The following is a 23,808-nucleotide window of genomic DNA, read 5'->3' as shown; positions in this document are numbered from 1 at the left end:
GCGCCAAAAGGTTCAAGGTTGCCGCCGGGCCGTATCGGCTGATCAGAACTTGTCGTCCTCGGTCGGCACCAGGATTTCGCGTTTGCCGGCATGGTTGGCCGGGCCGACAATGCCTTCCTTCTCCATCTTCTCGATGATCGAGGCGGCGCGGTTGTAGCCGATGCCGAGCCGGCGCTGGATATAGCTGGTCGACGCCTTGCCGTCGCGCAGCACGACCGAGACCGCCTGGTCGTAGGGATCGTCGGAATCCTCGAAATTGCTGTTGCCGCCACCACCAGCGCCGCCCTTGCCCGACGGCTCGTCATCGTCCTCGCCGTCATCCTCGGTGATGGCGTCGAGATATTCGGGCACGCCCTGCAGCTTCAGATGGGCGACGATCTTCTCGACCTCGTCGTCGGCGACGAACGGGCCGTGCACGCGCTGGATGCGGCCGCCGCCGGCCATGTACAGCATGTCGCCCATGCCGAGCAGCTGCTCGGCGCCCTGCTCGCCCAGAATGGTGCGGCTGTCGATCTTCGACGTCACCTGAAAGGAGATACGGGTCGGGAAATTGGCCTTGATGGTGCCGGTGATGACGTCGACCGACGGACGCTGCGTCGCCATGATGACATGGATGCCGGCCGCGCGCGCCATCTGTGCCAGGCGCTGCACCGCGCCTTCGATGTCCTTGCCGGCGACCATCATCAAATCGGCCATCTCGTCGATGATGACGACGATGTAGGGCATCGGCTCGAGATCGAGGTTCTCGGTCTCGTAGATCGCCTCGCCGGTCTGGCGGTCGAAGCCGGTCTGCACGGTGCGCGAGATTTTTTCGCCCTTCTTTTCAGCCAACTGCACGCGCGCGTTGAAGCCGTCGATGTTGCGCACGCCGACCTTGGACATCTTGCGGTAGCGGTCCTCCATCTCGCGCACCGTCCACTTCAACGCCACCACGGCCTTCTTCGGGTCGGTGACCACCGGGGTCAGCAGGTGCGGGATGCCGTCATAGACGGAGAGTTCGAGCATCTTCGGGTCGATCATGATCAGCCGGCAGTCCTGCGGCGTCAGCTTGTAGAGCAGCGACAGGATCATGGTGTTGATGGCGACGGACTTGCCGGAGCCGGTGGTGCCGGCGACCAGCACATGCGGCATCTTGGCGATGTCGACGATCACCGCCTCACCATTGATGGTCTTGCCCAGCGCCAGCGCCAGCTTGGACTTGGTCGTCTCGAAATCGCGGCTGGCCAGGATCTCCCGGAGATAGACGGTCTCGCGCTTGGCATTCGGCAATTCGATGCCGATGGCGTTGCGGCCGGGCACCACGGCGACGCGGCAGGCAATCGCGCTCATCGAGCGGGCGATGTCGTCGGACAGGCCGATGACGCGCGACGATTTGATGCCGGGCGCCGGCTCCAGCTCATAGAGCGTGACGACGGGGCCGGGCCGCACCGCGATGATCTCGCCCTTGACGCCGAAATCCTCCAGAACGCCTTCGAGCAGGCGCGCATTCTGCTCCAGCGCGTCCTTGGACAGGCTGGCGTCGCGCACCACGTTCTTCGGCTCCGACAGGAAATGCAGCGACGGCATTTCGAATGTTTCCGAGCCAATCAGCGAGGTCTGCGCCTCGCGCTGGACGCGCGCGCCCGGAGCGGGACGCGGCGCAGGTGCGGCGACGCGGGTCGCTGCATCGGAGCGGAAGTTCTGCACCTTGGCGTTCGTCGCGGCACGGCGCTGGACCGGCTCGTCGTCGAGTTCGACCTCCTCGTCGCCATTGTCGAAACCGGCATCGAGGACGTCGTCATCGTCCGGATCGACGGAAACGCTGCGGTCATTGACCATGGCGGCGAAGAACTCCGGCTCGACGCGGGCGCGGCCATCCGGGCTCATCCGCGCTTCGGCGAATTCCGCCGATTCGACCCGTTCGGCGGCGCGGCGCCATGCGGTGGAGCGCTGCTCCATCTCCGGCTCGAACTCGTCGCGCTCCTGCTGGCGGCGCACAGCCCGGCGATGCATCCAGGCGCGGAAAGACAGCCACCAGTGGGTAACGGCGCCGAGCGCCAGTATCCCCTCGTCGCCCTCGTCCTCGTCTTCGTCGAAGAGCAGGTCGTCCTCTCGGGGATCGGGCTCCGCGGTGCGCTCCATGACGGCAAAGCCGTTCTTGCGCGCAATCAGCGCCGAGCCATAGGCAAACAGCCACAGCGCCGGCGCAATGAGCACCATGGCAATGATGCTGGCAACGATGCCGGTCGGGTAGCCGCCAATGACCACGCCCGGAATATTGAGCACCATGTCGCCGAACACCCCGCCGAGGCCGGTCGGCAACGGCCACGTCTTGGGCGGCACCACGCAGCCGGCCATCGCCGCCGCGAGCAGCGCGAAGCCGAACCAGGCAAGGCCGCGCTTCGGCAGCCTGTCGACGCCGCGCGCCGAAAACAGGAGAAAGCCCCAGATCACCGCCGGCACCAGGGCGGCGACCGCGGCAAGGCCGAAGAACTGCATGGCGAGGTCGGAGAATACCGCGCCCGCATAACCCATGGCGTTGGTGACGATGTTGTCGGTGGCGTGCGAGAAGCTGGGATCGGCGACGTTCCAGGTCGCCAGCGCCGCGACGCCAAAGGCGACCAGCGCAAACAGGCCGGCGCCGACCAGCCGCCCGACCTGGCGCCGCGCGAATGCCTGGATGCCGTGCCCCGTATCGGTCAGCGCGAGCGGTGCTGAAGCCCCTGAACGCATGCTTCGTTCCCCGTCTGTCATGGACTGGCCGGGCGCATGACGCACTCCGGCAGATTCGGATGTCAGACTATCGGGGGGAAGGTTAAGGCCGCATTAACTATACGGCAGCCGGAGCCACGATCTTGCTCACTCCACTGTAGGCAGTCTCAACAGTCCGGAACCAATCCGGTCGACGTCTCCCCGCTGGCGGCCATCACTAGAACGTGATTGCGCAGGGACCGAGACCTGCCAGCACGGTTGCCAAAAAGAGAGGCCCGGAATGACCCGGGCCTCAAAGCGTGAACTCCTTTCGGGAGCGTCACGACGGGATGGGAGAATGCGGGGCGGCCGAAGCCGCCCCGCGGTGCTTACGAGTGGTAGGCCGCTTCGCCATGCGAAGTCAGGTCGAGGCCTTCGCGCTCGGCGTCGGCTGTCGGACGCAGACCGATGATCAAGTCGACGACCTTGTAGAGGATTGCGCTGCCGATGCCCGACCACAGCAGGGTTACCAGGACGCCTTTGCCCTGTGCCAGGAGCTGCGTGGCCGTGCCGGCATAGCCGGCGGCGAAGTCGGCCGTCGAATAGTCGACGATGCCGGCGCCGCCGAGGGCGGGATTGACCAGAATGCCAGTGCCGAGCGCACCGATGATGCCACCGACGCAGTGGACGCCGAAGACATCGAGGCTGTCATCATAGTCGAACGTGTTCTTCACCACCGAGACGAAGAAGTAGCAGACGAAGGTGGCGACGATGCCAAGCACGATAGCGCCCATCGGGCCGGCAAAACCTGCAGCCGGCGTAATCGCGACGAGGCCGGTGACCGCGCCCGAAACACCGCCGAGCATGGAGGCTTTGCCGCGCAGCAGCGATTCAAGCACGATCCAGGCCACTGCCGCCGCCGCCGTGGCGACGAAGGTGTTGATCATCGCCAGCACCGCATAGGCGTTCGCTTCGAGGTTCGAACCGGCGTTGAAGCCGAACCAGCCGACCCACAGCAATGAAGCGCCGACCATGGTCAGCGTCATCGAGTGCGGCGCCATGATGTCCTTCTTGTAGCCGATGCGCTTGCCGATCATCAGCGCGCCGACGAGACCGGCAATGCCCGCATTGATGTGAACGACCGTGCCGCCGGCGAAGTCGATGGCGCCGAAGCTGAAGATCAGGCCGGACGGGTCGGCATAGGCGCTCGGGCCGCCCCAGAACCAGACCATGTGCGCGATCGGGAAGTAGATTAACGTCACCCATAGGATAACGAAAAGGATCAAGGCGGAGAATTTGACGCGTTCGGCGAATGCGCCGACGATCAGGGCGGGCGTGATGCAGGCGAAGGTCATCTGGAAGACGACGAACACCAGTTCAGGAATGGCGACGCCCTTGCTGAAGGTTTCCGAAAGCGTCGATACGTTGACGCCGGAGAGAAACATCTTCGAAAGGCCGCCGACGAAGGCGTTGCCCGGGGTGAAGGCGAGGCTGTAGCCGTAGAAGACCCAGATGATCATGACCACGCTGGTGATGGTGAAGACCTGCATCAGCACCGACAGCATGTTCTTGGTACGAACCAGGCCGCCGTAGAAAAGCGCAAGGCCGGGAATGGTCATCAACAGCACCAGCACGGTGGAAATCATCATCCACGTGGTGTCGCCCTTGTCGACGGTAAAAGCCGGCGCTGCTGGCGCTGCCGCCGCGACGGCGGGAGCCGCCTCCTGCGCGAAGGCAGCAACCGTGCCCAATGCTCCGAGCGCTAAGGAGCCCAGCAGCGCGGAACGCGCCACTGACTTCAAGGTGGAAGGTATATTCATTGAACTCTCCATTGGAATACGTGTTCGCCGCTCAAAGTGCGTCGGTGTCTGTTTCGCCGGTACGGATGCGCACCGCCTGATCGATGCCGAAGACGAAGATCTTGCCGTCGCCGATCTGGCCGGTCTTGGCCGCCGCCGTGATGGCTTCGACGGCCTTGTCGACCAGGTCTGTGCTAACCGCGACTTCGATCTTGATTTTCGGCAGGAAACTGACCGCGTATTCCGCCCCGCGATAGATTTCCGTGTGTCCCTTCTGACGCCCGTAGCCTTTGACTTCGGTGACGGTCAGGCCCTGGATGCCGACGGCGGTGAGCGCTTCGCGCACCTCGTCGAGCTTGAACGGCTTGATGATTGCCATCACGATTTTCATAAGGTTTCACCCTTTGCTGTTGCGGTCCCCCGCGTTTGCACACCTTCACCGATCCCAAAAAGCCCGGAGAGTGCCCAACAGGATTCAAGCTCCGTGCCAGTTGCCGAAGCAGGGTGTTAACTCATTGTAAACAAACGGATCGCTCGAGTCCCGGCGCCACGGTGCGCACTGCCAACGGACAGTCACTGATTAAAAAGTAGGCAAGCTTTCGAAAATGCCTATTCCGCAGGCGGCCGCTTCAGCCGGATCAGGCCTTCCTGGGCAACCGAGGCGATCAGCGTGCCGTCGCGGGCAAACAGCGAGCCGCGGGTGAAGCCGCGCGACCCCTGCGTCGACGGGCTGTCCTGCGTGTACAGGATCCAGTCATCGAGCGGATGGCTGCGATGGAACCACATGGCATGGTCGAGGCTCGCCGCCTGGATGTCGCGGTCGAAAATGGCGCGGCCGTGCGCAAAGGTCGAGGTGTCGAGCAGCGTCATGTCGGAGAGGTAGGCAAGCACCGCCGCCTGGATGCCGCGGTCGGCCGGCACCGGGCCGGTGGTGCGGATCCAGATGTTCTGCTGCGGCTCCAGCTTTTCGCGGCTGGTGTAATGCTTCAGCATCACCGGCTTCATCTCGATCGGCCGGTCACGCTCCCAGTAGCGCTTGATGCCGTCCGGCACCGCCTCGCCGAACTTGCCCAGCAATTCGCGCTGCGACAACAGGCTGTCGGGCGGCGGCACGTCGCGCGGCATCGGCAGCTGATGCTCAAGGCCAACCTCGTCCTGCTGGAACGAGGCTTCCAGCGAAAAGATCGCCTGGCCGTGCTGGATCGCCACCACGCGCCGCGTGGCGAAGGAGCCGCCATCGCGGATGCGGTCGACCTCGTAGACGATCGGCACCTTGGTGTCGCCGGGCCGCATGAAATAGCCGTGCAGCGAATGCACGTGGCGCTCGGGCTCGACGGTGCGCTGCGCGGCGACCAGCGCCTGGGCGATGGTCTGGCCGCCGAAAACGCGCTGCCAGTCGAGCTTGGGGCTGCGACCACGGTACAGATTGTGTTCCAGCTGCTCGAGGTCGAGAATGCTGAGAAGCTCGTCCATGGCCGCCGTCATGCTTCGTGACCTCGCCGTAAGATGCTATGGCGGTTTCCGACAGGAATGGCGGGCAGTCAAGGCCGGAATGCCCCAGTGGGCGGGGATGGTCGAGACTTCGAAAGGAATTGACATGGCGAACCGCAACCCGGACGCAAAAACCCCGCTCGACGTGCTGGTCGCTGGCGCCGGCTATGTCGGCCTCGCCGCCGCCGTGTCGCTGAAACAGGCGCGGCCGGGCCTCGCCGTGGCGGTCGTCGATGCTGCCCCCGCCGGCGTCTGGCAGAAGGACCGCCGCGCCTCGGCGATCGCCGCCGCCGCCTGCCGCATGCTCGACCAGCTCGGCGTCTGGCAGGAAATCGTCGGGCAATCGCAGGCGATCACCGAGATGATCGTCACCGATTCGCGCACCGCCGATCCGGTGCGTCCGGTGTTTCTCACCTTCGATGGCGAGGTCGCGCCGGGCGAACCGTTCGCCCACATGGTCGCCAACAAGGACCTGAACGGCGCCTTGCGCCGCCGCGCGCAAAAGCTCGGCATCGACATCATCGAAGGTGTCGCGGTCGCATCGTTCGACGGCAATGGCGCCGGCATCACCGTGCATCTGGCCGATGGCGCGGCGATTGAGGCGCGGCTGCTGGTCGCCGCCGACGGCGTCAATTCCAAATTGCGCGACATGGCCGGCATCAAGACGGTGAAATGGGAATATGGCCAGTCCGGCATCGTCTGCACGGTGGCGCATGAGCGCCCGCACAATGGCCGCGCCGAAGAGCATTTTCTGCCGGCCGGCCCGTTTGCGACGCTGCCGCTCAAGCCCACCGACGACGGCACCAACCGCTCGTCGCTGGTCTGGGTCGAACGTTCCGAGGATGCCGAAAAGCTGGTCTCGGGCGACGACCTCGTCTTCGAGCAGGAGCTTGAATTGCGCTTCGGCCTGAAGCTCGGCGAAATCCGCGTCACCGACAAGCCGCGCGCCTGGCCGCTCGGCCTGACCATCGCGCGCGCCTTTGTCGCCCCGCGCGTAGCGCTTGCCGGCGATGCCGCGCACGGCATCCACCCGATCGCCGGCCAGGGCCTCAATCTCGGCTTCAAGGATGTGGCGGCCCTTGCTGAAGTGGTGGTCGAGGCCGATCGCTTGGGACAGGATATCGGCGCGCTCGACGTGCTCGAGCGCTACCAGCAATGGCGCCGCTTCGACACGGTGCAGATGGGCGTCACCACAGATGTGCTGAACCGGCTGTTTTCCAACGACATCGGCCCGCTGCGCCAGGTCCGCGACATAGGCCTCGGCCTTGTCGAACGGATGCCCAGGCTGAAGGAGTTCTTCATCCGCCAGGCGTCGGGGTTGTCCAACGGCAGACCACGGCTGCTCAAGGGTGAGGCGATTTAGGCCGGGAATGAGTGCCGCTTTGTCATAGACGCGGCTCGGCTCCTGACATCAGCCGCGCAATGTTGGCGCGGTGGCGCACGATCACGTAGATGCCGCCGGCGATGACCAGCAACCGGTAGGGCAATGGTTGTTCCATGCCGCCGACGAGGGCGATCGCGGTGAGCGCCGCCAGCATCGAACTCAGGGACACAATTCGGGAAACTGCCAACACTACGGCAAATGCCGTCGCCGCGCCTAGACCCACAGGCCAGGACATCGCCAACAAAACACCCAACCCCGTCGCAGCCGATTTGCCGCCGGTGAAATTCAGCCAGATCGAACGGCTATGCCCAAGCAAAACAGCGAGTCCGGCCAGGCATACAACCCAAGGAGCCCAAACGGGCATATCAGATATTGCCGACGGCGGCGTTGCGGAAGACCAGAAGCAAAACCAACGGGCAAAGATGACCGCTGCCGCCCCTTTCAGCACGTCCACCAGAAGCACCACCAATGCTGGCCATTTCCCGAGTGTGCGCAATACATTTGTCGCACCGGTGGACTTGGAGCCGTGCTCCCGGATATCGATGCCCTTAAGCAGTTTCCCCGCCAGATAGCCGGCAGGCGTAGAGCCGATAAGGTAAGCGGCAGCCGATCCTACCACGCTCGCTATCCAGAATGACATGCGCCCGGGCTGTTTCTCAGTTGACCTCAAACCCCAGCTTCTGCCGCAGTCGCAGCATGCGTTGGTCGGCGACCTTGAAACTCTGCTCGCCGCTCTTGGCAACACGATCCAGCATCTGCAGCAGGTCTTCGCGCTCATGCGGATCGAGGCGCTCGCGCAGGAAGGGCGCCAGCTTGTCGATGACGATCGTCGTGTCGTCGATCTGCGCCGCGGCCCATTTGGCGTAGACGACGGCTTCATCGGTCTTCTTCTGGTTGTCCGCAATCTGCGAGATCACCTCGCGGATGACCGTTTCGCGCTTCGGCATGATCGGGCCGTGCTCCGCTGCCAGTGCGGTGATCAGCGTTGCCGCCGCCACCACCGGATCGTCGATCGCCGTCAGCGGCGACAGCGCCGCCTGCTTGCGCAGCTTCTTGCGCCTTATGTTGCCCTGAACGCGGCCGACGACGTCGGCGACCTCGCGCGCGGCTTCGTTCATGGCCTTCATGCGATACCACCAGAACGCCCCGGCTCCCAGCACGCCGATAATAGCAATCAGGAAAGGCATGTCGAATTCCCCCGAAAATTGCGGCGACGATAGGAGAACTCCGGCGTTGCTTCAACACGCAAGAATTGTATCTGATGAGAAAACAGAGCTGGCCCCCTAATCATCCAGACGCCGAGATCGGACGTCCCGGGTTCAGGTCGCTCGTCACGGGCACTAATGATGCAACCGCTTGGCGATAACGCCGACTTCGCATCGAGCGCGGTGCCCATCATGACGATCCGTTCGGCCACTGCAATGCGGCTGTCGGCGCGGTGAGGCCGGCCTGGGACGATCCGATGTTCCACCCGTTTCTCTACGGGTCGGGGCAAGGGGCGGAATACCGCGCCGGCTTCTACGGCCTTGCCGGCTGGCATAGGGAAGGCCATATGCTGCGCGCGCTGTTCGAGGGCGTGATGTTCGAGCATAGGCGCCACATCAATGTCCTGAAGGACGCCGGTGTCAGCTTCGACAAGGCGGTCCTGTCCGGCGGCGGCTCGCGCAGCGAGCACTGGCCGCAAATCTTCGCCGACGGGCTTGGGGTGCCGATCACCGTGCCTGAGGCGCGCGAGACCGGCGCGCTTGGCGCGGCAATCGGCGCCGGGGTCGCGGCCGGCCTGTTCGCCGACTATGAGGCCGGCGTCGACGCCATGACCCGGTCAAGCGCCGCCTATCGTCCGAACCCGGCCATGCAGGACCATTACAACAGGCGTTATCGCGCCTATTGCGGCCTTGCCGATACGCTGCGATCGTTCTGGGCCGAACAGGCGGCAGAACCGAGTAGAACACCGCCGAGTAAACCACCGCAATGACCCAACGGCTCGATGGCGACTACGACTACATCATCGTCGGCGCAGGCACGGCGGGCTGCGTGCTGGCCAATCGGCTGAGCGAAAACCCGGCGACGCGCGTGCTGCTGCTTGAGGCCGGCGGCAGCGACAATTATCACTGGGTGCATATCCCGGTCGGCTATCTCTATTGCATCGGCAATCCGCGCACCGACTGGATGATGAAGACTGCCCCCGAAGCCGGCCTGAACGGCCGCTCGCTGGTCTATCCCCGCGGCAAGGTGCTGGGCGGCTGCACCTCGGTCAACGGCATGATCTACATGCGGGGACAGGCGGCGGACTACGATGGCTGGCGGCAGATGGGCAATGTCGGCTGGGGCTGGGACGATGTGCTGCCCTACTTCCTCAAATCCGAGGACCATCATGGCGGCAAGACCGAGCTGCATGGCTCCCGCGGCGAATGGAAAGTGGCGCGGCAACGCCTGTCGTGGCCGATCCTGAACACCGTGCAGGAGGCGGCCAAGGAATTCGGCATCATGCCGCGCGAGGATTTTAACGACGGCGACAATGAGGGGTCCGGCTTCTTCGAAGTCAACCAGAGCAAGGGCGTGCGCTGGAACACAGCCAAGGCATTCTTGCGCCCGGCGCTGCGGCGGCCGAACCTCAGGCTGGTCGTCAACGCGCATGTCGAGACGGTGTTGTTCGAGGGCAAGCGTGCTATCGGCGTTTGTTATCGCGTCGGCGGCCAAACCATCGAGGCAAAGGCCAGGAGCGAGGTGCTGCTGACCGCCGGCTCGATCAACACGCCGAAACTGCTGGAGCTTTCCGGGGTCGGCGAGCCGGATCGCCTCGCCGCGCTCGGCATCGATGTGGTTCACGCCAGCCCCGATGTCGGCGAGAACCTTCAGGACCATCTGCAGATCCGCACTGTCTACAAAGTGTCGTCGGCGCTGACGCTCAACACGCTAGCCAACAGCCTGAGCGGCAAGGCGAAGATCGCGCTGCAATATGCCTTTGGCCGCTCGGGACCGATGTCGATGGCGCCGAGCCAGTTCGGCATGTTCTCGAAATCCGATCCGTCGATGGCGACGCCGGACCTGGAGTACCACGTCCAGCCCTTGTCTACCGACCGGCTGGGCGACCCGCTGCACCCGTTCCCGGCAATCACCATGTCGGTCTGCAATCTGCGGCCCGAGAGCGTCGGCTCGGTGCACGCTACGACGCGCGAGCTGGCCGTGCAGCCGGAGATCCGGCTGAACTACCTCTCTACGGCGCGCGACCGCGAGATCGCGCTGCGTTCGGTGCGCCAGGCGCGCAGCATCATGACCGCCAAGGCTCTTGCCGGCTTCCATCCGGAAGAAATCCTGCCTGGTCTCGCCCACCAGTCGGACGAGGACCTGCTGCACCAGATCGGCTCGATCGCCACGACCATCTTCCACCCGGTCGGCACCTGCCGGATGGGCATCGATGACCGCGCCGTCGTCAGCCCGGACCTGCGCGTGACCGGTATCGAGGGGCTGCGGATCATCGACGCGTCGATCATGCCGCGCATCGTCTCCGGCAACACCGCCTCGCCAGTGGTGATGATCGCCGAGAAGGCGGCGGATATGATCCGCCGGCCTGCATGACGTCGCCGCCGCCTATGACCCCGGCACGTCGTAGATCGCCCTGACTTCGACGGTGCCGATTTCAGCCAGCGGAATTTTGCCGGCGATCTCCAGCGCCTTGTCGAGAGTGTCGGCTTCGATCATGACGAAACCAAGCAACTGCTCCTTGGTTTCGGCAAACGGACCGTCAGTGATCAGCCGCTTGCCTTGGCGCCGCCGCACCGTCTTCGACGTCTTCACCGATTGCAGCGCCTGCGCGATGATCAGCTTGCCTTGCTGGTCCAATGACCGGTCATAGGCCATCGAATCGGCGTCGAGCTTGGCCAGACGCTCAGGCGTCATGGCATGGAGGTCCTTTTCCTCGCCGTAGACCAGACAGACATATTTCATTTCCAGCTCCCTTGCTGTGACGACCCATAGGCGATCACGGCGCCGGCGGCATCCTTGCCGGCAGCAGCGTGGTCGAGCACGCAGACCGCAATGCCGATCACGGCGACCGCAGCAAGCAGCCGGCCGAAGCCGGAAGGTCGCGAGCACTCGATCTCGCGTAGACGCGCGCTTTTGTCGGCGTCGTTCCAATGGGCAGAAAACAGATTGTTCATCTTGGATCTCCATCCGCCACGAGAATCCGTGGACGCTCGCAGGACGGCCGGCGCCGATGCAAGTCGACATTTTTGCACGCACATTTTTTCAGAAAAATTTGCAGGGCTCGCCGGCGTCGCATCCGGCCGAAACAGCGCGGTGGTCTTCCCCTGCCGCCGCGCTATAGTTGGAGGGAACGCCGCGTGGCCGGCGCTGTCGCTGTAATCAAGGAGAATTCTATGGACCGTACCGCAAACGCCGTCTGGAAAGGCAATCTGAAGGAGGGCACGGGCACGCTCGACAGCCAGAGCGGCACCTTGAAGGGCACGCCCTATTCGTTCAAGGCTCGCTTCGAGGACGAGAGCGGCAAATCCGGCACCAATCCCGAAGAGTTGATCGCGGCGGCACACGCCGGATGCTACGCCATGCAGCTGTCGCATTTCCTGGCCGAGAACGGCACGCCCGCCACCGAGCTCGACGCCAAGACGGTGGTGACGCTGGTGCCCGGCACCGGCATCACCGGCAGCGCCATCACCCTGATCGGCAAGGTACCGGGCATCGATGCGGCGAAGTTCAAGGAACTGGCCGAGAAGGCCAAGGCGGAGTGCCCGGTTTCGAAGGCGCTGGGGGCCATCGCAGTGTCGCTCGACGCGAAGCTGGGGTGATCCGCCGATTTTGCCCGGGGTAGCGATTCTTCGCGCCCCCCTCTGCCCTGCCGGGCATCTCCCGGGGAAATTGGAAGCTCGGTAGCTGGCACTCTTCTTTCGACGTTCGTAATTGGCGAAGGCCGGCGTGACATCTGATCTCCCCACTTGAGGGGGAGATGGCCGGCAGGCCAGAGGGGGTGCTGTCCCGCCGACGTCTCGGATACTATTGGGCGCCCAGCGCATCAAGCCGGGCGCGAAGGGCTACGACTTCCTGCTCCAGAGCCTCCAATCTCGCTTCCAGGTCGGAAGCAGGCAAGGCCGGCGCGCTCCGCTGCACCGATAACGCCGCGACGTCCACCGGTCCTGCGAGCAGATGCATAAAACGGTCCTCGCGCTGCCCCGGCCCGCGCGGTATTTCCTGGACGAGCGGCGGGCGGCGGCCGATCAGCATGTCGAGTTCGCCACGCAGGTCCTCGACGGACGAAAACCGCGCCATGCGCTCAGCTCGCGCCAGCAACTCATGCGCCGTCTGCGGCCCGCGCAGCAAAAGCAGGCCGATCACCGCGGTCTGCGGCGTGGTCAGCGAGAAGCGCTGCGCCATCTGATGCTCATAGCGCTCGACGCGCGAGCCGAACATCTGACGCACCAGCCCCTTCTGCTCGAGCAGCTTGAGAGTCCGATGCACCTCCGTCTGCTCCAGCGCCATGACAGGCTCGCGCGCCGTCTTCTGGTTGGCGGCTGCAAGTGCTGCATTCAGCGTCAGCGGATAGACATCCGGCGTCAGCTCCCTCTTCTCGATCAGGCAGCCGAGCACACGGGCTTCGACGGGATTGAGAATGGGAAGGTCATCGCTCATTGAAGTTCAGCCTCCCGGCGGTAAAATTCGGTTGCAAGGGCATGTTTGCGCGCTTGGCCGGCTTTGTCCCTGACGGGGCCGACTAGGTTCATTTCGTGGTGACCATAGCGGGCTTCGAGATAGCGCGCGATTGCGGTCGGGATGAGGCCCGAGACCCATCTCCCGCGTCCGGCTTTTGCGCTCGATCAGGCCGCGGATTTCGTCGCTGGCTTGAGCCGGTATCTCGGTCTGATCGAGGCATTCGCCAAGGTTCATCGGGGGCAGGCTGGCAAAGCCGCGCTGTTCCATCCAGTCGAGCGCCACGAGCGGGCGGATCAGATAGAACAGCTTCTTCAGCTTCACCTCGCCGGAGAAACTGCCGATCTTGGCGACATGCGAACGCGCAAGGCCGAGATAGTGGTGCGATACCTTCGCCGGATCGACGATCTCGGCCAGCAAATCGAGAAGGCGCTGGCGAAACCCCGAAACCTCCTCATAGACGATCGGCGACTTCGCCCATTCGACTATGACGGCATTGCCGCCAAGCGCCAGCAGCAACGCCTTGCGCAGATCCCAGCCGCCGGCATCGATCTCGCCTTCGATCGGAAACTCGATCACATCGCGCGCCTGCTGCAGCACGAGGTGATCGGTTACCGGTCTGATATAGACAAAGCGGCAGTCATAATCGCTGTCGGGAGACGGAAACCCCCAGGCGCGGCTGCCGCTTTCGATGGCAAACAGGATTTTTACAGGCTGGCTTCGCACCAGATCGAGGCGGGCGCGCAGCGCCGCGACGGCGTCCGGCGAAAAGTCGGCGGGTAGCGACGGCGTCAGACTCTGCGCTCCACCATCATCTTCTTGATCTCGGCAATCGCCTTGGCCGGGTTGAGCCCCTTCGGGCAGGTCTGGGCGCAGTTCATGATGGTGTGGCAGCGGTAGAGCCGGAACGGGTCTTCGAGATCGTCGAGCCGTTCGCCCGTGGCTTCGTCGCGGCTGTCGATCAGCCAGCGATAGGCCTGCAGCAGCGTCGCCGGGCCGAGATAGCGGTCGCCGTTCCACCAATAGCTCGGGCACGAGGTCGAGCAGCAGGCGCACAGGATGCACTCGTAGAGCCCGTCGAGCTTTTCGCGGTCCTCATGGCTCTGCAGCCATTCCTTGGCTGGCTCTGGCGACACTGTCTTCAGCCATGGCTGGATCGAGGCGTGCTGGGCGTAGAAATTGGTGAGGTCGGGCACCAGGTCCTTGACCACCTGCATATGCGGCAGCGGGTAGACTTTGACGGCGCCGGAAATGTCGTCGCAGCCCTTGGTGCAGGCCAGCGTGTTGGAGCCATCGATGTTCATGGCGCAGGAGCCGCAAATGCCTTCGCGGCAGGAGCGGCGCAACGCCAGCGTCGGGTCGATCTTGTTCTTGATCCAGAGCAGCGCATCGAGCACCATCGGCCCACAATCGTCCATGTCGACGAAATAGGTGTCGATGCGCGGGTTCTCGTCATCGTCGGGCGACCAGCGGTAGATGCGGTATTCCCTGAGGTTGGTGGCGCCCTCCGGCTTCGGCCAGGTCTTGCCCGGCTGCACCTTGGAGTTCTTGGGAAGCGTGAGTTCGACCATTACCTCTGGTCCTTTCGGATGACGGGCTTCGGCACCATGGTCAGTACACCCTGGCCTTCGGCGCGATCTTGGCAAGGCTGATGCCGCCGTCCTTTTCCGCCACCAGCGGCTCGGTGTGCACGGGACGATAGCTGAGGCTCACCTGGCCGTCCTCGCTTAGCCGAGCCAGCGTATGCTTGCGCCAGACAATGTCGTCGCGGGCCGAAAAATCTTCGCGCGCATGCGCGCCGCGGCTCTCCTTGCGCGCCTCGGCGCCGTAGACCGTGGTGATGGCGTTGGCCATCAGATTTTCCAGCTCCAGCGTCTCGACCAGGTCGGAATTCCAGATCATCGAGCGGTCGGAGACTTTCAGGTCCTTGAGCTCGGTCCATATCTGCGAAATGCGCTTGCAGCCGTTTTCGAGCGACTCCTGTGTGCGGAACACGGCGGCGTCTTCCTGCATCGCCTTCTGCATCTTCTCACGCAGAACGGCGGTTGGCGTCGAGCCATTGGCGTGGCGCAGCCGGTCGAAGCGGTCCATGATCTTTTCGACCGAGGCTTCGTTTGGCGAAGGGATCGCCGAATTGCGGTCGATGACCTGGCCGGCGCGGATTGCGGCGGCGCGGCCGAACACCACCAGATCGATCAACGAGTTCGAGCCCAGCCGGTTGGCGCCGTGCACGGAGGCACAGCCGGCCTCGCCGACCGCCATCAGCCCGGGTGACACCCGGTCAGGATTCTCGACCGTCGGGTTAAGCACCTCGCCCCAGTAATTGGTCGGCACGCCGCCCATATTGTAGTGCACCGTCGGCAGCACCGGGATCGGCTCCTTGGTCAGGTCGACGCCGGCGAAAATCCTGGCCGATTCCGAAATGCCCGGCAGCCGCTCATGCAGCACGGCCGGATCGAGATGGTCGAGATGCAGGAAGATATGGTCCTTGTTCTTGCCGACCCCGCGGCCTTCGCGGATCTCCAGCGTCATGCAACGCGAGACGACGTCGCGCGAGGCCAGGTCCTTGGCCGACGGCGCGTAGCGCTCCATGAAGCGCTCGCCCTCGGAATTGACGAGATAGCCGCCCTCGCCGCGCGCGCCTTCGGTGATCAGGCAGCCGGCGCCATAGATGCCGGTCGGATGAAACTGCACGAACTCCATATCCTGCAGCGGGAAGCCGGCCCGTGCCGCCATGCCGCCGCCGTCGCCTGTACAGGTGTGCGCCGACGTCGCCGAGAAATAGGCGCGGCCATAGCCGCCGGTCGCCAGCACCACCATCTTGGCGGAGAAGCGATGGATGGTGCCGTCGTCGAGGTTCCAGGCGACGACGCCGGTGCAGGTGCCGTCCGGCTCCATGATCAGGTCGAGCGCAAAATACTCGATGAAGAACTGCGCATTGTTCTTCAGCGACTGGCCGTAGAGCGTGTGCAGGATGGCGTGACCGGTGCGGTCGGCGGCAGCACAGGTGCGCTGCACCGGCGGGCCGTCGCCATAATTCATCATGTGGCCGCCGAACGGCCGCTGGTAGATCTTGCCCTCTTCGGTGCGCGAGAACGGCACGCCGTAATGCTCGAGCTCGTAGACCGCCGCCGGTGCCTCGCGCACCAGATATTCCATGGCGTCGACGTCGCCCAGCCAGTCCGAACCCTTGACGGTGTCGTACATGTGCCACTGCCAGGAGTCCGGACCCATGTTGGACAGCGACGCGGCAATGCCGCCTTGTGCCGCCACCGTGTGCGAGCGGGTCGGGAACACTTTGGTGATGCAGGCCGTGCGCAGGCCCTGCTCGGCCATGCCGAGCGTGGCGCGCAGGCCGGCGCCGCCGGCGCCGACGACCACCACGTCGAACTTGTGGTCGACAAAGGTATAGCCGGTGGCCGATTTCGCGTCCTTGGCCAAATCAGCCTCCGAATGCCAGTTTGAGCAGGGCGAAGATCGAGGCGACGCCGACCGCTATGGTGAAAAATGTGCTGAGTGCGATCAGCGCCAGCTTCATGCCTTCGGCATGCACGTAATCCTCGATAATGACCTGCATGCCGACACGCATATGGGTGAGACCGGAAACGAGCACCAGCGCCAACACCAGCGCCACGAACGGACTGGCGAGCGCCGCCCGCACCTCGGCAAAGGCGGCGCCATTGAGCGCGATCAGGAACCCTACGAAGAACAGTATCAGCGGGATGTTGGCAATGGCCGTCAGCCGCTGTCGCCAGAAATGCCCGGTGCCTTCGCGGGCCGAGCCCAGACCGCGGACCTTGGCCAGCGGCGTGCGCATATCGTTGTTGTTCGTGCCGCTCATCACAAGGTTCCCCGCGCCATGTAGCCGGCGACCCAGATCAGCAGCGTGAGAAGGATGGAACCGACGAGGGTCGCCCAGGCGATCTTCGATGCCGTGTGTTTCTCCAGCCCGGCGCCGGTGTCCCAGACGAGATGGCGCACGCCGCCCAGCATGTGGTGCATCAGCGCCCAGGTGTAGCCGAACAGGATGAGCCGGCCGAGCCAGGTGCCGAAGGCCCAGTTGATCCAATCGAAAGCGCCTTGCGAACTCGCCGCCGCCATCAGCCACGCGGCGACCAGCAGCGTGCCGAAATACAGCGCCCCGCCAGTGATGCGATGAATGATCGACATCGTCATGGTGATCGGTGGGCGGTAAATCGTCAGGTGCGGCGAGAGCGGCCGTTCACGTCTGGCGGTTCGGGTGGCTGGTGATTTGCTCATGGCTGCCCCAGTTCGATGTCCGGAGCCGCGGTGGAAAGCGGCACTTACCGCCTCGATATATGACTTCAGACAGCCGGTTTCTAATGCTCTTTTTGCACCGCGTCAAAGCCGGAAAATCGTTTTGAAAACGTCATTTAGTCTGACAAAAGGCTGCTGTTTCTCTTCAATCGATTTGGCCACCGTCGAAAGCCGGCGCACCGTTCGCTGCAGTGCGGCATTTCCGTTTGCAATCGACTCCGGGCTATCGTTTGCAGGTCTGTGGTGTCGAGCCCCTCTTCATCACCAGCGCCTCGCGCGCGTCGATCACGATTGCGTCATGCGACGCGGCTTCCTGGTAGCGGCTGGACTGGTTGGCGGGTGATGCGGCAAACTCCTCGGTCGTGCCGTCTGGCCTGACAACGCGCAGCGCCGTGCCGAGGTTCTGGATGGTGATCACACCGCCATTGCCGCATCTGTAAGTCGCCGTGCCGACAGCAGACCGCGGGGCCGTAAGGTCGGTGACAATCTTGGCTGGCGGTGCGGCAGGCGCTGTCGGAGCCGTTGCGGAAGCCGGGGGCGCCACAGGTGGGGCGGACTGCTGAGCCGGCGCGGGCGCGACAGTGGGTGGTACGGTATTCACCGCCGTCGGCGCGCCGTTCTGCGGCACGCAGGCTGCGGCAGTCAGCAAGGGGATCGAAAACAGCGTCACCCGAAACGTCCGGCGTAACGCCATATGCTGTCCTCCTGCGCGGCTAACTAGCCGCGATGTTCCACCAAGATCAAGCTCACCCGACGTCAGCGTAGTTGTGTGCGTCGCGGCCGATGGTGCGGGCAAGCATGGCCGAATGATGACGCCCGGGTTTTCCATCCCGTCGGATATTAACCATGTTTGGCGAGAGATCGCCGCCGGATGCGCCTGCCCTCTTAACAAAGGTTAAGAAAAGGTTAATTTCCGATTCGATCGGGTCCACAGCAGAGAGGACACCATGCTATCGAACTCAGGAAGAGCGCGCCTTGCGGCGCTTGTGCTGGCGACAGCCAGTCTCGGCTTCGCCGCCCCGGCAATGGCCTTGTCGCGCCATCATGACCGCGTCTATGCCGATTCCCTAGGCAATCTCGTCATCGACAGCGCCGCCGGCTACAAGCGCATCATTGTCGGCCAAGGCAGGCTGGCCAAGAAATTGTCCGACTACACCAGCGCCGGGCAGCCGGAAGCGGAACCGGAAGTCCTTTATGAAGACGAGGCGGATCACATCTCTAGGCGTGGCTGCTACCAGCCGCCGGTGTTCGTGAAGGGCCGCTCCTATATGTACGGCCTCTCCGACGGCGAAATGCCCAACCTCAGCCCTTGCCGCTGATGATCCGGCACGGCCGAGAGGCCGTTTAAGCGAGACGCTAACCGACGCTGCCTGTATCCGGGATGAACACCGTTTCCGCCCGCTCATAGGACAATCGCACGCTGTCGCGGCCGTTCTTCTTGGCCTTGTAGAGCGCTTCGTCGGCGCGCCGCATCAGCGGCTCCAGCCCTTCGTCGCCGGTGCGCGCCGCGACGCCGAAGCTCGCGGTCACCCTGGTGCCCGGCGGCAACCCGTCGACACTGCCGGCCGAATAGTGCGTGCGCACGGCTTCGGCAAACAGCCGCGCCGTGGCAAGATCGCTCAGCGACAGAAGCACAGCGAACTCCTCGCCGCCGATGCGGCCGGCAACCGCACGCGTGCCGGCGGCCGCGCGAAGCTTGGCGGCGAAGTCGGCGATCACCTGGTCGCCCGCGGCATGTCCGTATTTGTCGTTGAGCGCCTTGAAGTGATCGAGATCGGCCAGCACCAGCGCGACCGGCACCTTGGTAACAGCGCAATGCTGCAGCACCAGCAAGGCGCGCTCCTCGAAACCCCTGCGGTTGAGCAGGGCAGACAGCGGATCGGTGTGCGTCTCGGTCTTCAGCGCCTTCATCACGTCGAGCGCAGCTGCCGAGAACAGGCAGAGCGCGATCAGCAACGACAGCAGCGCGTGCGTCAAAAGCGCCGTCGTCCAGTAGGACGAGCCATAAAACCCGTCATAGCTGGTGAACGGCCCGTGCGAGATGACGACGAGCAGCGTGCGGCCGATGAAGTTCAGCCCGGACAGCAGCGACAACACGAACAGGATTTTTTCCGTCGGGCCGTTCTTGCGCACGGCGCGCAGCTCGGCAGCGACCAGCAGGCTGAGGCCGCCAAAGCCGAAATTGATCGACAGGATGCGCCAAGTCAAGTCCGGCTGGACGAACAGGAACCAGCAGAATGCCACCATCCCGCCACCCGCCAGAATGCCGATCGCGATATAGGGCACGCGCCTGCCGTAGCGTGAGATGATCGCACCGACGAGGCAACAGGCGGCGAGCGTGAAGCAGAGGTTGGAGACCAGCTTGGTCAGCACCATGCCGCCGGGCAGCGTGAAATACTGCAGCAGGAAGCCGGGCGCGGACACGCAATAGCTCGTGCCGAGCACAGCCAGATAGGGCCGGTGGCGCTGATAGAACCACAGCACGAGGAACGCCGCGCCGAGCGCCAGCGCGATCGTCGGATTGAGCAGCGCTATGAACAGGCCGGTGTCCAAAGGACGGTGACTTCCCCGCTTGACGTCAGGGAAGACCTTAGAGCGCAAGCCCCAACAAGCGGTTAAGCCGGGACGAATATGCAAGTCGCCACTCATGAAGCTGGTGCACGGAACCGGGACCTGAGGCCGGCGTTTCCTGACAGCAATCAAGGAGAAGTTGTTCATGGCCGACACGATCACGCTGACCGATCACGAAGCAATTCGCTCATGGGCCGCAGGGCGCGCCGGATTTCCGGCGATCGTCGATGTATCGCCCGAAACCGGAACGCAGCCGTTGCTGAGGCTCGTCTTCGGCCAGCACGCCTATCAGGACCAGGATCAGCCTGAACGCCCGGTCAACGCAGGCGGCTACGAGCTGGTCGAATGGGACGAGTGGTTCAAGATCTTCGACGAGCGCGAACTGGCGCTGGTGGTCGCGACCGACGAACCCGGCAGCCGGGAGGAATTTCATGAAATCATCCGGCGTGCCGGCTAGGGCATAATACCCCAAGGGTCTTAGAGCGGCGCGCTTTAAACAAAACCCCGAACGGTTTTGCCGTTCGGGGTTTTGCATACGCTCAGATCAGGCTTGAACCAGTCTGCGCTATTTCCAGTCGCGGATGTCGACGAAATGGCCGGCGATCGCCGCCGCCGCCGCCATTGCCGGCGATACCAGATGGGTGCGGCCCTTGAAGCCCTGCCGGCCTTCGAAATTGCGGTTCGAGGTCGAGGCGCAGCGCTCATGCGGCTTCAGCCGGTCGTCGTTCATGGCCAGGCACATCGAGCAGCCCGGCTCGCGCCAGTCGAAACCGGCGGCAATGAAGATCTTGTCGAGACCCTCGGCCTCCGCCTGTTCCTTGACCAGACCGGAGCCCGGCACGATCATCGCATCGACATGCGCACTCACCGTCTTGCCTTCGACCACCTTGGCCACCGCACGCAGATCCTCGATGCGGCCATTGGTGCAGGAGCCGATGAAGACGCGGTCGAGCGTGATGTCGGTGATCTTCGTGCCCGGCGTCAGCCCCATATAGTCGAGCGCGCGGATCTTTGACGTCCGCTTGTTCTCGTCCGTGATCTCTTCCGGATTGGGAACGACGCCCTGCACCGAAACGACGTCCTCGGGCGAGGAACCCCAGGAGACGATCGGCGGCAGCTTGGCCGCGTCGAGCACGATCACCTTGTCGAAATGCGCGCCCTCGTCGGACTGCAGCGTCTTCCAGTATTCGAGCGCGGCGTCCCACGACGCGCCCTTCGGCGCGCGCGGCTTGCCCTTGACATAGGCGAAGGTGGTTTCGTCGGCCGCGATCAGGCCGGCGCGCGCGCCGCCCTCGATCGACATGTTGCAAATCGTCATGCGGCCTTCCATCGACAGCGCGCGGATCGCCTCGCCGGCATATTCGATGACATAGCCGGTGCCGCCGGCGGTGCCGATCTCGCCGATGATGGCCAAGATGATGTCCTTGGCGGTGACGCCTTCCGGTAACTGGCCATCGACACGCACCAGCATGTTCTTGGCCTTGCGCTGGATCAGCGTCTGGGTCGCCAGCACATGCTCGACCTCGGAGGTGCCGATGCCATGTGCCAATGCGCCGAAGGCGCCATGCGTCGAGGTGTGGCTGTCGCCGCAGACAATGGTCATGCCAGGCAGCGTGAAGCCCTGCTCCGGCCCGATGATGTGGACGATGCCCTGGCGGATATCGTTTTCGGAGTAATATTCGACGCCGAAATCCCTAGCGTTCTTGGCCAAGGCCTCGACCTGGATGCGGCTTTCCTCGTTCTTGATGCCGAACTTGCGCTCGGGCGAGGTCGAGACATTGTGATCGACCACGGCCAGCGTCTTTTCCGGATGCCGGACTTTTCTGCCGGTCATGCGCAGACCTTCGAAGGCCTGCGGGCTGGTCACTTCATGGACGAGATGGCGGTCGATGTAGAGCAGACAGGTGCCATCATCCTGGCGGTCGACGACATGGTCGTCGAAAATCTTGTCGTAGAGGGTGCGCGGTGCGCTCATGTGCGTAAATCCGTCGATTTGCAAAAAGGGGAAGGGCAGACGCGCGAAGCCTTCGGCGCGGCGAAAGCGGCTTAGCTAAGTCGGCTGGTGAGCGCGCCGGAAATGCGCGAAGAGAAACGCGACGGCAGGCGTTTTCTGTCCTGCAGCACGAAACCCTTATAGGCCGGATCGCCAAAAAGCTCTTCCATGGCGTGGCTCATACCAATGTTTTGGCTTTTCGGCAATTGCGGCGTGTTTTCGCTTCTCCCCTTGTGAGAGAAGGCGAAGAGGGCGGCGCTCAAAGCACCTCGAACACAAAAGTCTTCACCAGCGCGTCCGGCTCGGCGATCGCATAGCAGCGGAACCATGGGCTTTGCTCGGCCGGCCGCCATTTCCCGGCCCGCTCCAGCCCGTCGAACACGTCCTGGAAGCCGCCGCTTTCGAAAACCTGGTCGCGCACGGTGAAGATGGCGTGGCCGCCTTTCCTGGTGATGCGGACAAGCTCGTGCAGGCCGGACGCCGGCGCATGGCCGATGGTGAACACGCCAGTCGAGAAGAAGGCGCGGAAATGCCCGTCCGGCCAGGGTAGCGGCCCGCCGAGCATGGCCTGCTTCAGATCGCCATAGGCATTGCGGCTGCCGGCGATCTTCAGCATGTCGTCGGAGAGGTCGAGGCCGGCAATGTCGTGATAACCCAGCGCCTTCAATGACGGGCCTGACAGGCCGGTGCCGCAGCCGGCGTCGAGCAGCGGGCCTTCACCCACCTTCACATGGCGCGCCACCCAGGCGGTGATCAGGAACGGCAGCAGATAGCCGAGCGAAGCGGTCTCGCCGTCATAGGTCGCGGCCCAGTCTGCATAGGCCTTGGCCAGCCCTTCCGGCGTGTCGGCCGAATAGACGGTACCCAGCGCCGCATTGGCCTTGTCGATCGTCATCGCCTGCATCCTCCGGAATCCTGTCCTCCGCGATCGTAGCCGTGCCCGCGTCGGACTTCTATTCCTGTTGCGCCCGCCGCAGTCGTTGCTCCAGCCCCCGCAGTGCCAGCGACAGGCTGACAGTGAGGATGAGATAGATATAGGCGACGATCGAATAGGTCTCGAAGAAGCGGAACGAGCCGGCGGCGTAGATCTTGCCCATCTGCGTGATGTCGGCGACGCCGAGCACCGAGACCAGCGAGGAATCCTTGACCATGGCGACGAAGTCATTGCCGAGCGGCGGCAGGATGGTGCGGATCGCCTGTGGGAACACGATCAGCCGGAAGCGCTGCGTGCGCGTCAGCCCGAGCGCCTTGGCAGCCTCGATCTGGCCTTTCTCGACCGACTGGATGCCGGCGCGGAAGACCTCGGAGATGAAGGCGGAATAACCGATGGTCAGCGCCATGATCGCACGCCACAACAGCGACACGTCGCGCACCAAAAGCTCGCCGAGATAGCCGGCGTTTTGCAGCGGCGCGGTCAGCGCATTCCACGCAGCCACGAAGGCCGGCGCGCCGGCGAAGGCGATCCAGAACAACAGCACCAGGATCGGCACGCCGCGGATGATCTCGACATAGAAACGAGCGATCTGCTTGAGCCAACGCGACCCCGACAGCCCCATCAGCGCAATGCCGAGCCCGACCGCGGAAGCCAGCGCGAAGGCGACCACGGTGACAAGAATGGTGATGCCGATGCCTTTGGCGACGGTGGCAAAAACCTGGGCGTAGAGATCGCTGGCGGCAATGGAGAGCGCAGCGACGACGGCGAGCGCGATCGCGGCGGCAAGCCACCAGGGGAAATCGGATTTGAGAGTCGAAGCGGGGGGCGTGGCCATCAGGGCGCTTCACCCTCCCCCTTGTGGGGAGGGTCGGCGAACAAGCTTTGCATCGCAAAGCTGGTGAGCCGGGGGGGGGGGTCGTGACAAAGCGCCGGCGCTGGCGCCCCCCCCCCCCCCCCCCCCCCCCCCCCCCCCCCCCCCCCCCCCCCCCCCCCCCCCCCCCCCCCCCCCCCCCCCCCCCCCCCCCCC

Annotated in this window: 25 protein-coding genes and 1 pseudogene; 6 read left to right on the top strand and 20 right to left on the bottom strand. The window is 64.1% G+C overall.

Annotation, left to right across the window (positions count from 1 at the left end):
• Positions 1–42 precede the first annotated feature (42 nt).
• The 4 genes from NKJ64_RS25040 to tesB form a co-directional block, all read right to left on the bottom strand.
• Positions 43–2,712, bottom strand: a complete 2,670-nt coding sequence (locus tag NKJ64_RS25040; protein ID WP_023698379.1) for a DNA translocase FtsK — start codon at positions 2,710–2,712, stop codon at positions 43–45.
• Between the two features lie 347 nt (positions 2,713–3,059).
• Positions 3,060–4,508 (bottom strand): ammonium transporter, encoded by a 1,449-nt coding sequence (locus tag NKJ64_RS25035; protein WP_502902138.1) that lies wholly within the window; start codon positions 4,506–4,508, stop codon positions 3,060–3,062.
• Positions 4,509–4,521: 13 nt separating this feature from the next.
• Entirely contained in the window at positions 4,522–4,860 is a 339-nt protein-coding gene (locus NKJ64_RS25030; RefSeq protein ID WP_023670499.1) for a P-II family nitrogen regulator, read from the bottom strand.
• A 218-nt stretch (positions 4,861–5,078) separates the two neighbouring features.
• On the bottom strand, positions 5,079–5,954 hold the full coding sequence (tesB, locus tag NKJ64_RS25025; RefSeq protein ID WP_023683895.1) for an acyl-CoA thioesterase II: 876 nt from the start codon (positions 5,952–5,954) through the stop codon (positions 5,079–5,081).
• A 112-nt stretch (positions 5,955–6,066) separates the two neighbouring features.
• Between tesB and NKJ64_RS25020 the strand changes: the two genes are divergently transcribed.
• The gene (locus NKJ64_RS25020; protein WP_023747368.1) at positions 6,067–7,323 is read left to right on the top strand and encodes a ubiquinone biosynthesis hydroxylase; all 1,257 of its coding nucleotides are present in this window, start codon (positions 6,067–6,069) and stop codon (positions 7,321–7,323) included.
• A 22-nt stretch (positions 7,324–7,345) separates the two neighbouring features.
• Here the strand turns inward: NKJ64_RS25020 and plsY are convergent, their stop codons facing one another.
• Both plsY and NKJ64_RS25010 read right to left on the bottom strand, forming a co-directional pair.
• A complete protein-coding gene (plsY, locus tag NKJ64_RS25015; protein ID WP_023670502.1) occupies positions 7,346–7,984 on the bottom strand; it encodes a glycerol-3-phosphate 1-O-acyltransferase PlsY in 639 nt (212 codons plus the stop codon).
• A gap of 16 nt (positions 7,985–8,000) precedes the next feature.
• A complete protein-coding gene (locus NKJ64_RS25010; RefSeq protein ID WP_352463520.1) occupies positions 8,001–8,531 on the bottom strand; it encodes a hypothetical protein in 531 nt (176 codons plus the stop codon).
• A 197-nt stretch (positions 8,532–8,728) separates the two neighbouring features.
• Between NKJ64_RS25010 and NKJ64_RS25005 the strand changes: the two are divergent.
• Both NKJ64_RS25005 and NKJ64_RS25000 read left to right on the top strand, forming a co-directional pair.
• Positions 8,729–9,319 (top strand): annotated as a pseudogene (locus NKJ64_RS25005) (FGGY-family carbohydrate kinase); the annotation flags it as partial.
• Positions 9,316–10,923, top strand: a complete 1,608-nt coding sequence (locus NKJ64_RS25000; RefSeq protein WP_023742127.1) for a GMC family oxidoreductase — start codon at positions 9,316–9,318, stop codon at positions 10,921–10,923. The pseudogene NKJ64_RS25005 and the gene NKJ64_RS25000, both read left to right, overlap by 4 nt.
• 12 nt (positions 10,924–10,935) lie before the next feature.
• On the opposite strand, the gene NKJ64_RS24995 is transcribed toward NKJ64_RS25000, so the two are convergent.
• Positions 10,936–11,292, bottom strand: coding sequence for a YciI family protein (locus NKJ64_RS24995; RefSeq protein WP_023698373.1), 357 nt, complete (start codon positions 11,290–11,292; stop codon positions 10,936–10,938).
• The gene (locus tag NKJ64_RS24990) at positions 11,289–11,504 is read right to left on the bottom strand and encodes a hypothetical protein (protein ID WP_352463519.1); all 216 of its coding nucleotides are present in this window, start codon (positions 11,502–11,504) and stop codon (positions 11,289–11,291) included. Before NKJ64_RS24990 ends, NKJ64_RS24995 begins: the two co-directional genes overlap by 4 nt.
• A gap of 219 nt (positions 11,505–11,723) precedes the next feature.
• Here NKJ64_RS24990 and NKJ64_RS24985 point away from each other — a divergent pair, with 219 nt between their 5' ends.
• Positions 11,724–12,149, top strand: a complete 426-nt coding sequence (locus NKJ64_RS24985) for an OsmC family protein (RefSeq protein WP_023745404.1) — start codon at positions 11,724–11,726, stop codon at positions 12,147–12,149.
• Between the two features lie 205 nt (positions 12,150–12,354).
• Here the strand turns inward: NKJ64_RS24985 and NKJ64_RS24980 are convergent, their stop codons facing one another.
• The 7 genes from NKJ64_RS24980 to NKJ64_RS24950 form a co-directional block, all read right to left on the bottom strand.
• A complete protein-coding gene (locus NKJ64_RS24980) occupies positions 12,355–12,987 on the bottom strand; it encodes a YceH family protein (protein ID WP_023708761.1) in 633 nt (210 codons plus the stop codon).
• A gap of 6 nt (positions 12,988–12,993) precedes the next feature.
• On the bottom strand, positions 12,994–13,731 hold the full coding sequence (locus NKJ64_RS24975; RefSeq protein ID WP_023706720.1) for a nucleotidyltransferase domain-containing protein: 738 nt from the start codon (positions 13,729–13,731) through the stop codon (positions 12,994–12,996).
• Between the two features lie 65 nt (positions 13,732–13,796).
• Complete coding sequence (locus NKJ64_RS24970; protein WP_023670510.1) at positions 13,797–14,576, bottom strand: succinate dehydrogenase iron-sulfur subunit; 780 nt, start codon at positions 14,574–14,576, stop codon at positions 13,797–13,799.
• 40 nt (positions 14,577–14,616) lie between these two features.
• A complete protein-coding gene (gene sdhA / locus NKJ64_RS24965; protein WP_023745406.1) occupies positions 14,617–16,446 on the bottom strand; it encodes a succinate dehydrogenase flavoprotein subunit in 1,830 nt (609 codons plus the stop codon).
• Between the two features lies 1 nt (position 16,447).
• Positions 16,448–16,846 (bottom strand): succinate dehydrogenase, hydrophobic membrane anchor protein, encoded by a 399-nt coding sequence (gene sdhD, locus NKJ64_RS24960; protein ID WP_352463518.1) that lies wholly within the window; start codon positions 16,844–16,846, stop codon positions 16,448–16,450.
• Positions 16,846–17,265 carry a succinate dehydrogenase, cytochrome b556 subunit gene (sdhC, locus tag NKJ64_RS24955; RefSeq protein ID WP_352463517.1) on the bottom strand — a complete coding sequence of 140 codons (420 nt, stop codon included), beginning with the start codon at positions 17,263–17,265 and terminating at the stop codon, positions 16,846–16,848. The genes sdhD and sdhC overlap by 1 nt, the downstream gene beginning before the upstream one ends.
• A gap of 241 nt (positions 17,266–17,506) precedes the next feature.
• Positions 17,507–17,977, bottom strand: coding sequence for a hypothetical protein (locus NKJ64_RS24950; RefSeq protein ID WP_352463516.1), 471 nt, complete (start codon positions 17,975–17,977; stop codon positions 17,507–17,509).
• A gap of 253 nt (positions 17,978–18,230) precedes the next feature.
• On the opposite strand from NKJ64_RS24950, the gene NKJ64_RS24945 reads away from it, so the two are divergent.
• Positions 18,231–18,602: a hypothetical protein gene (locus NKJ64_RS24945; RefSeq protein ID WP_023834684.1), complete on the top strand. Its 372-nt coding sequence runs from the start codon at positions 18,231–18,233 to the stop codon at positions 18,600–18,602.
• Positions 18,603–18,639: 37 nt separating this feature from the next.
• On the opposite strand, the gene NKJ64_RS24940 is transcribed toward NKJ64_RS24945, so the two are convergent.
• Complete coding sequence (locus NKJ64_RS24940; RefSeq protein ID WP_023834685.1) at positions 18,640–19,836, bottom strand: GGDEF domain-containing protein; 1,197 nt, start codon at positions 19,834–19,836, stop codon at positions 18,640–18,642.
• A 163-nt stretch (positions 19,837–19,999) separates the two neighbouring features.
• Here NKJ64_RS24940 and NKJ64_RS24935 point away from each other — a divergent pair, with 163 nt between their 5' ends.
• On the top strand, positions 20,000–20,311 hold the full coding sequence (locus NKJ64_RS24935) for a hypothetical protein (protein WP_023706723.1): 312 nt from the start codon (positions 20,000–20,002) through the stop codon (positions 20,309–20,311).
• Between the two features lie 108 nt (positions 20,312–20,419).
• On the opposite strand, the gene leuC is transcribed toward NKJ64_RS24935, so the two are convergent.
• The 4 genes from leuC to NKJ64_RS24915 all read right to left on the bottom strand — a co-directional run bounded on the left by leuC (position 20,420) and on the right by NKJ64_RS24915 (position 23,616).
• Positions 20,420–21,829, bottom strand: coding sequence for a 3-isopropylmalate dehydratase large subunit (gene leuC / locus NKJ64_RS24930; protein WP_023670518.1), 1,410 nt, complete (start codon positions 21,827–21,829; stop codon positions 20,420–20,422).
• A 71-nt stretch (positions 21,830–21,900) separates the two neighbouring features.
• Positions 21,901–22,110, bottom strand: coding sequence for a hypothetical protein (locus NKJ64_RS24925; RefSeq protein ID WP_196813720.1), 210 nt, complete (start codon positions 22,108–22,110; stop codon positions 21,901–21,903).
• A complete protein-coding gene (locus NKJ64_RS24920; RefSeq protein ID WP_023815323.1) occupies positions 22,107–22,742 on the bottom strand; it encodes a class I SAM-dependent DNA methyltransferase in 636 nt (211 codons plus the stop codon). Before NKJ64_RS24920 ends, NKJ64_RS24925 begins: the two co-directional genes overlap by 4 nt.
• Before the next feature lie 58 nt (positions 22,743–22,800).
• Positions 22,801–23,616 (bottom strand): amino acid ABC transporter permease, encoded by an 816-nt coding sequence (locus tag NKJ64_RS24915; protein ID WP_023698366.1) that lies wholly within the window; start codon positions 23,614–23,616, stop codon positions 22,801–22,803.
• Positions 23,617–23,808 lie beyond the last annotated feature (192 nt).

Source organism: Mesorhizobium sp. M0062, from assembly GCF_040323125.1.
Taxonomy (GTDB): Bacteria; Pseudomonadota; Alphaproteobacteria; order Rhizobiales; family Rhizobiaceae; genus Mesorhizobium.
The sequence above is the reverse complement of the archived record's forward strand: the minus strand, read 5'-3'. Positions and strand labels throughout refer to the sequence as shown.

Bases quoted from the DNA above. Each gene is read 5' to 3' on its own strand.
- NKJ64_RS24995 (WP_023698373.1), bottom strand. From the start codon at position 11,292: ATGAAATATGTCTGTCTGGTCTACGGCGAGGAAAAGGACCTCCATGCC.
- sdhC (WP_352463517.1), bottom strand. From the start codon at position 17,265: ATGAGCAAATCACCAGCCACCCGAACCGCCAGACGTGAACGGCCGCTC.
- NKJ64_RS24970 (WP_023670510.1), bottom strand. From the start codon at position 14,576: ATGGTCGAACTCACGCTTCCCAAGAACTCCAAGGTGCAGCCGGGCAAG.
- NKJ64_RS24945 (WP_023834684.1), top strand. From the start codon at position 18,231: ATGCTATCGAACTCAGGAAGAGCGCGCCTTGCGGCGCTTGTGCTGGCG.
- leuC (WP_023670518.1), bottom strand. From the start codon at position 21,829: ATGAGCGCACCGCGCACCCTCTACGACAAGATTTTCGACGACCATGTC.
- NKJ64_RS25040 (WP_023698379.1), bottom strand. From the start codon at position 2,712: ATGCGTTCAGGGGCTTCAGCACCGCTCGCGCTGACCGATACGGGGCAC.
- sdhD (WP_352463518.1), bottom strand. From the start codon at position 16,846: ATGAGCGGCACGAACAACAACGATATGCGCACGCCGCTGGCCAAGGTC.
- NKJ64_RS24985 (WP_023745404.1), top strand. From the start codon at position 11,724: ATGGACCGTACCGCAAACGCCGTCTGGAAAGGCAATCTGAAGGAGGGC.
- NKJ64_RS24980 (WP_023708761.1), bottom strand. From the start codon at position 12,987: ATGAGCGATGACCTTCCCATTCTCAATCCCGTCGAAGCCCGTGTGCTC.
- NKJ64_RS24935 (WP_023706723.1), top strand. From the start codon at position 20,000: ATGGCCGACACGATCACGCTGACCGATCACGAAGCAATTCGCTCATGG.
- NKJ64_RS25000 (WP_023742127.1), top strand. From the start codon at position 9,316: ATGACCCAACGGCTCGATGGCGACTACGACTACATCATCGTCGGCGCA.
- NKJ64_RS24990 (WP_352463519.1), bottom strand. From the start codon at position 11,504: ATGAACAATCTGTTTTCTGCCCATTGGAACGACGCCGACAAAAGCGCG.
- NKJ64_RS24950 (WP_352463516.1), bottom strand. From the start codon at position 17,977: ATGGCGTTACGCCGGACGTTTCGGGTGACGCTGTTTTCGATCCCCTTG.
- NKJ64_RS24915 (WP_023698366.1), bottom strand. From the start codon at position 23,616: ATGGCCACGCCCCCCGCTTCGACTCTCAAATCCGATTTCCCCTGGTGG.
- NKJ64_RS25010 (WP_352463520.1), bottom strand. From the start codon at position 8,531: ATGCCTTTCCTGATTGCTATTATCGGCGTGCTGGGAGCCGGGGCGTTC.
- NKJ64_RS25030 (WP_023670499.1), bottom strand. From the start codon at position 4,860: ATGAAAATCGTGATGGCAATCATCAAGCCGTTCAAGCTCGACGAGGTG.
- plsY (WP_023670502.1), bottom strand. From the start codon at position 7,984: ATGTCATTCTGGATAGCGAGCGTGGTAGGATCGGCTGCCGCTTACCTT.
- NKJ64_RS25020 (WP_023747368.1), top strand. From the start codon at position 6,067: ATGGCGAACCGCAACCCGGACGCAAAAACCCCGCTCGACGTGCTGGTC.
- NKJ64_RS24920 (WP_023815323.1), bottom strand. From the start codon at position 22,742: ATGACGATCGACAAGGCCAATGCGGCGCTGGGTACCGTCTATTCGGCC.
- tesB (WP_023683895.1), bottom strand. From the start codon at position 5,954: ATGACGGCGGCCATGGACGAGCTTCTCAGCATTCTCGACCTCGAGCAG.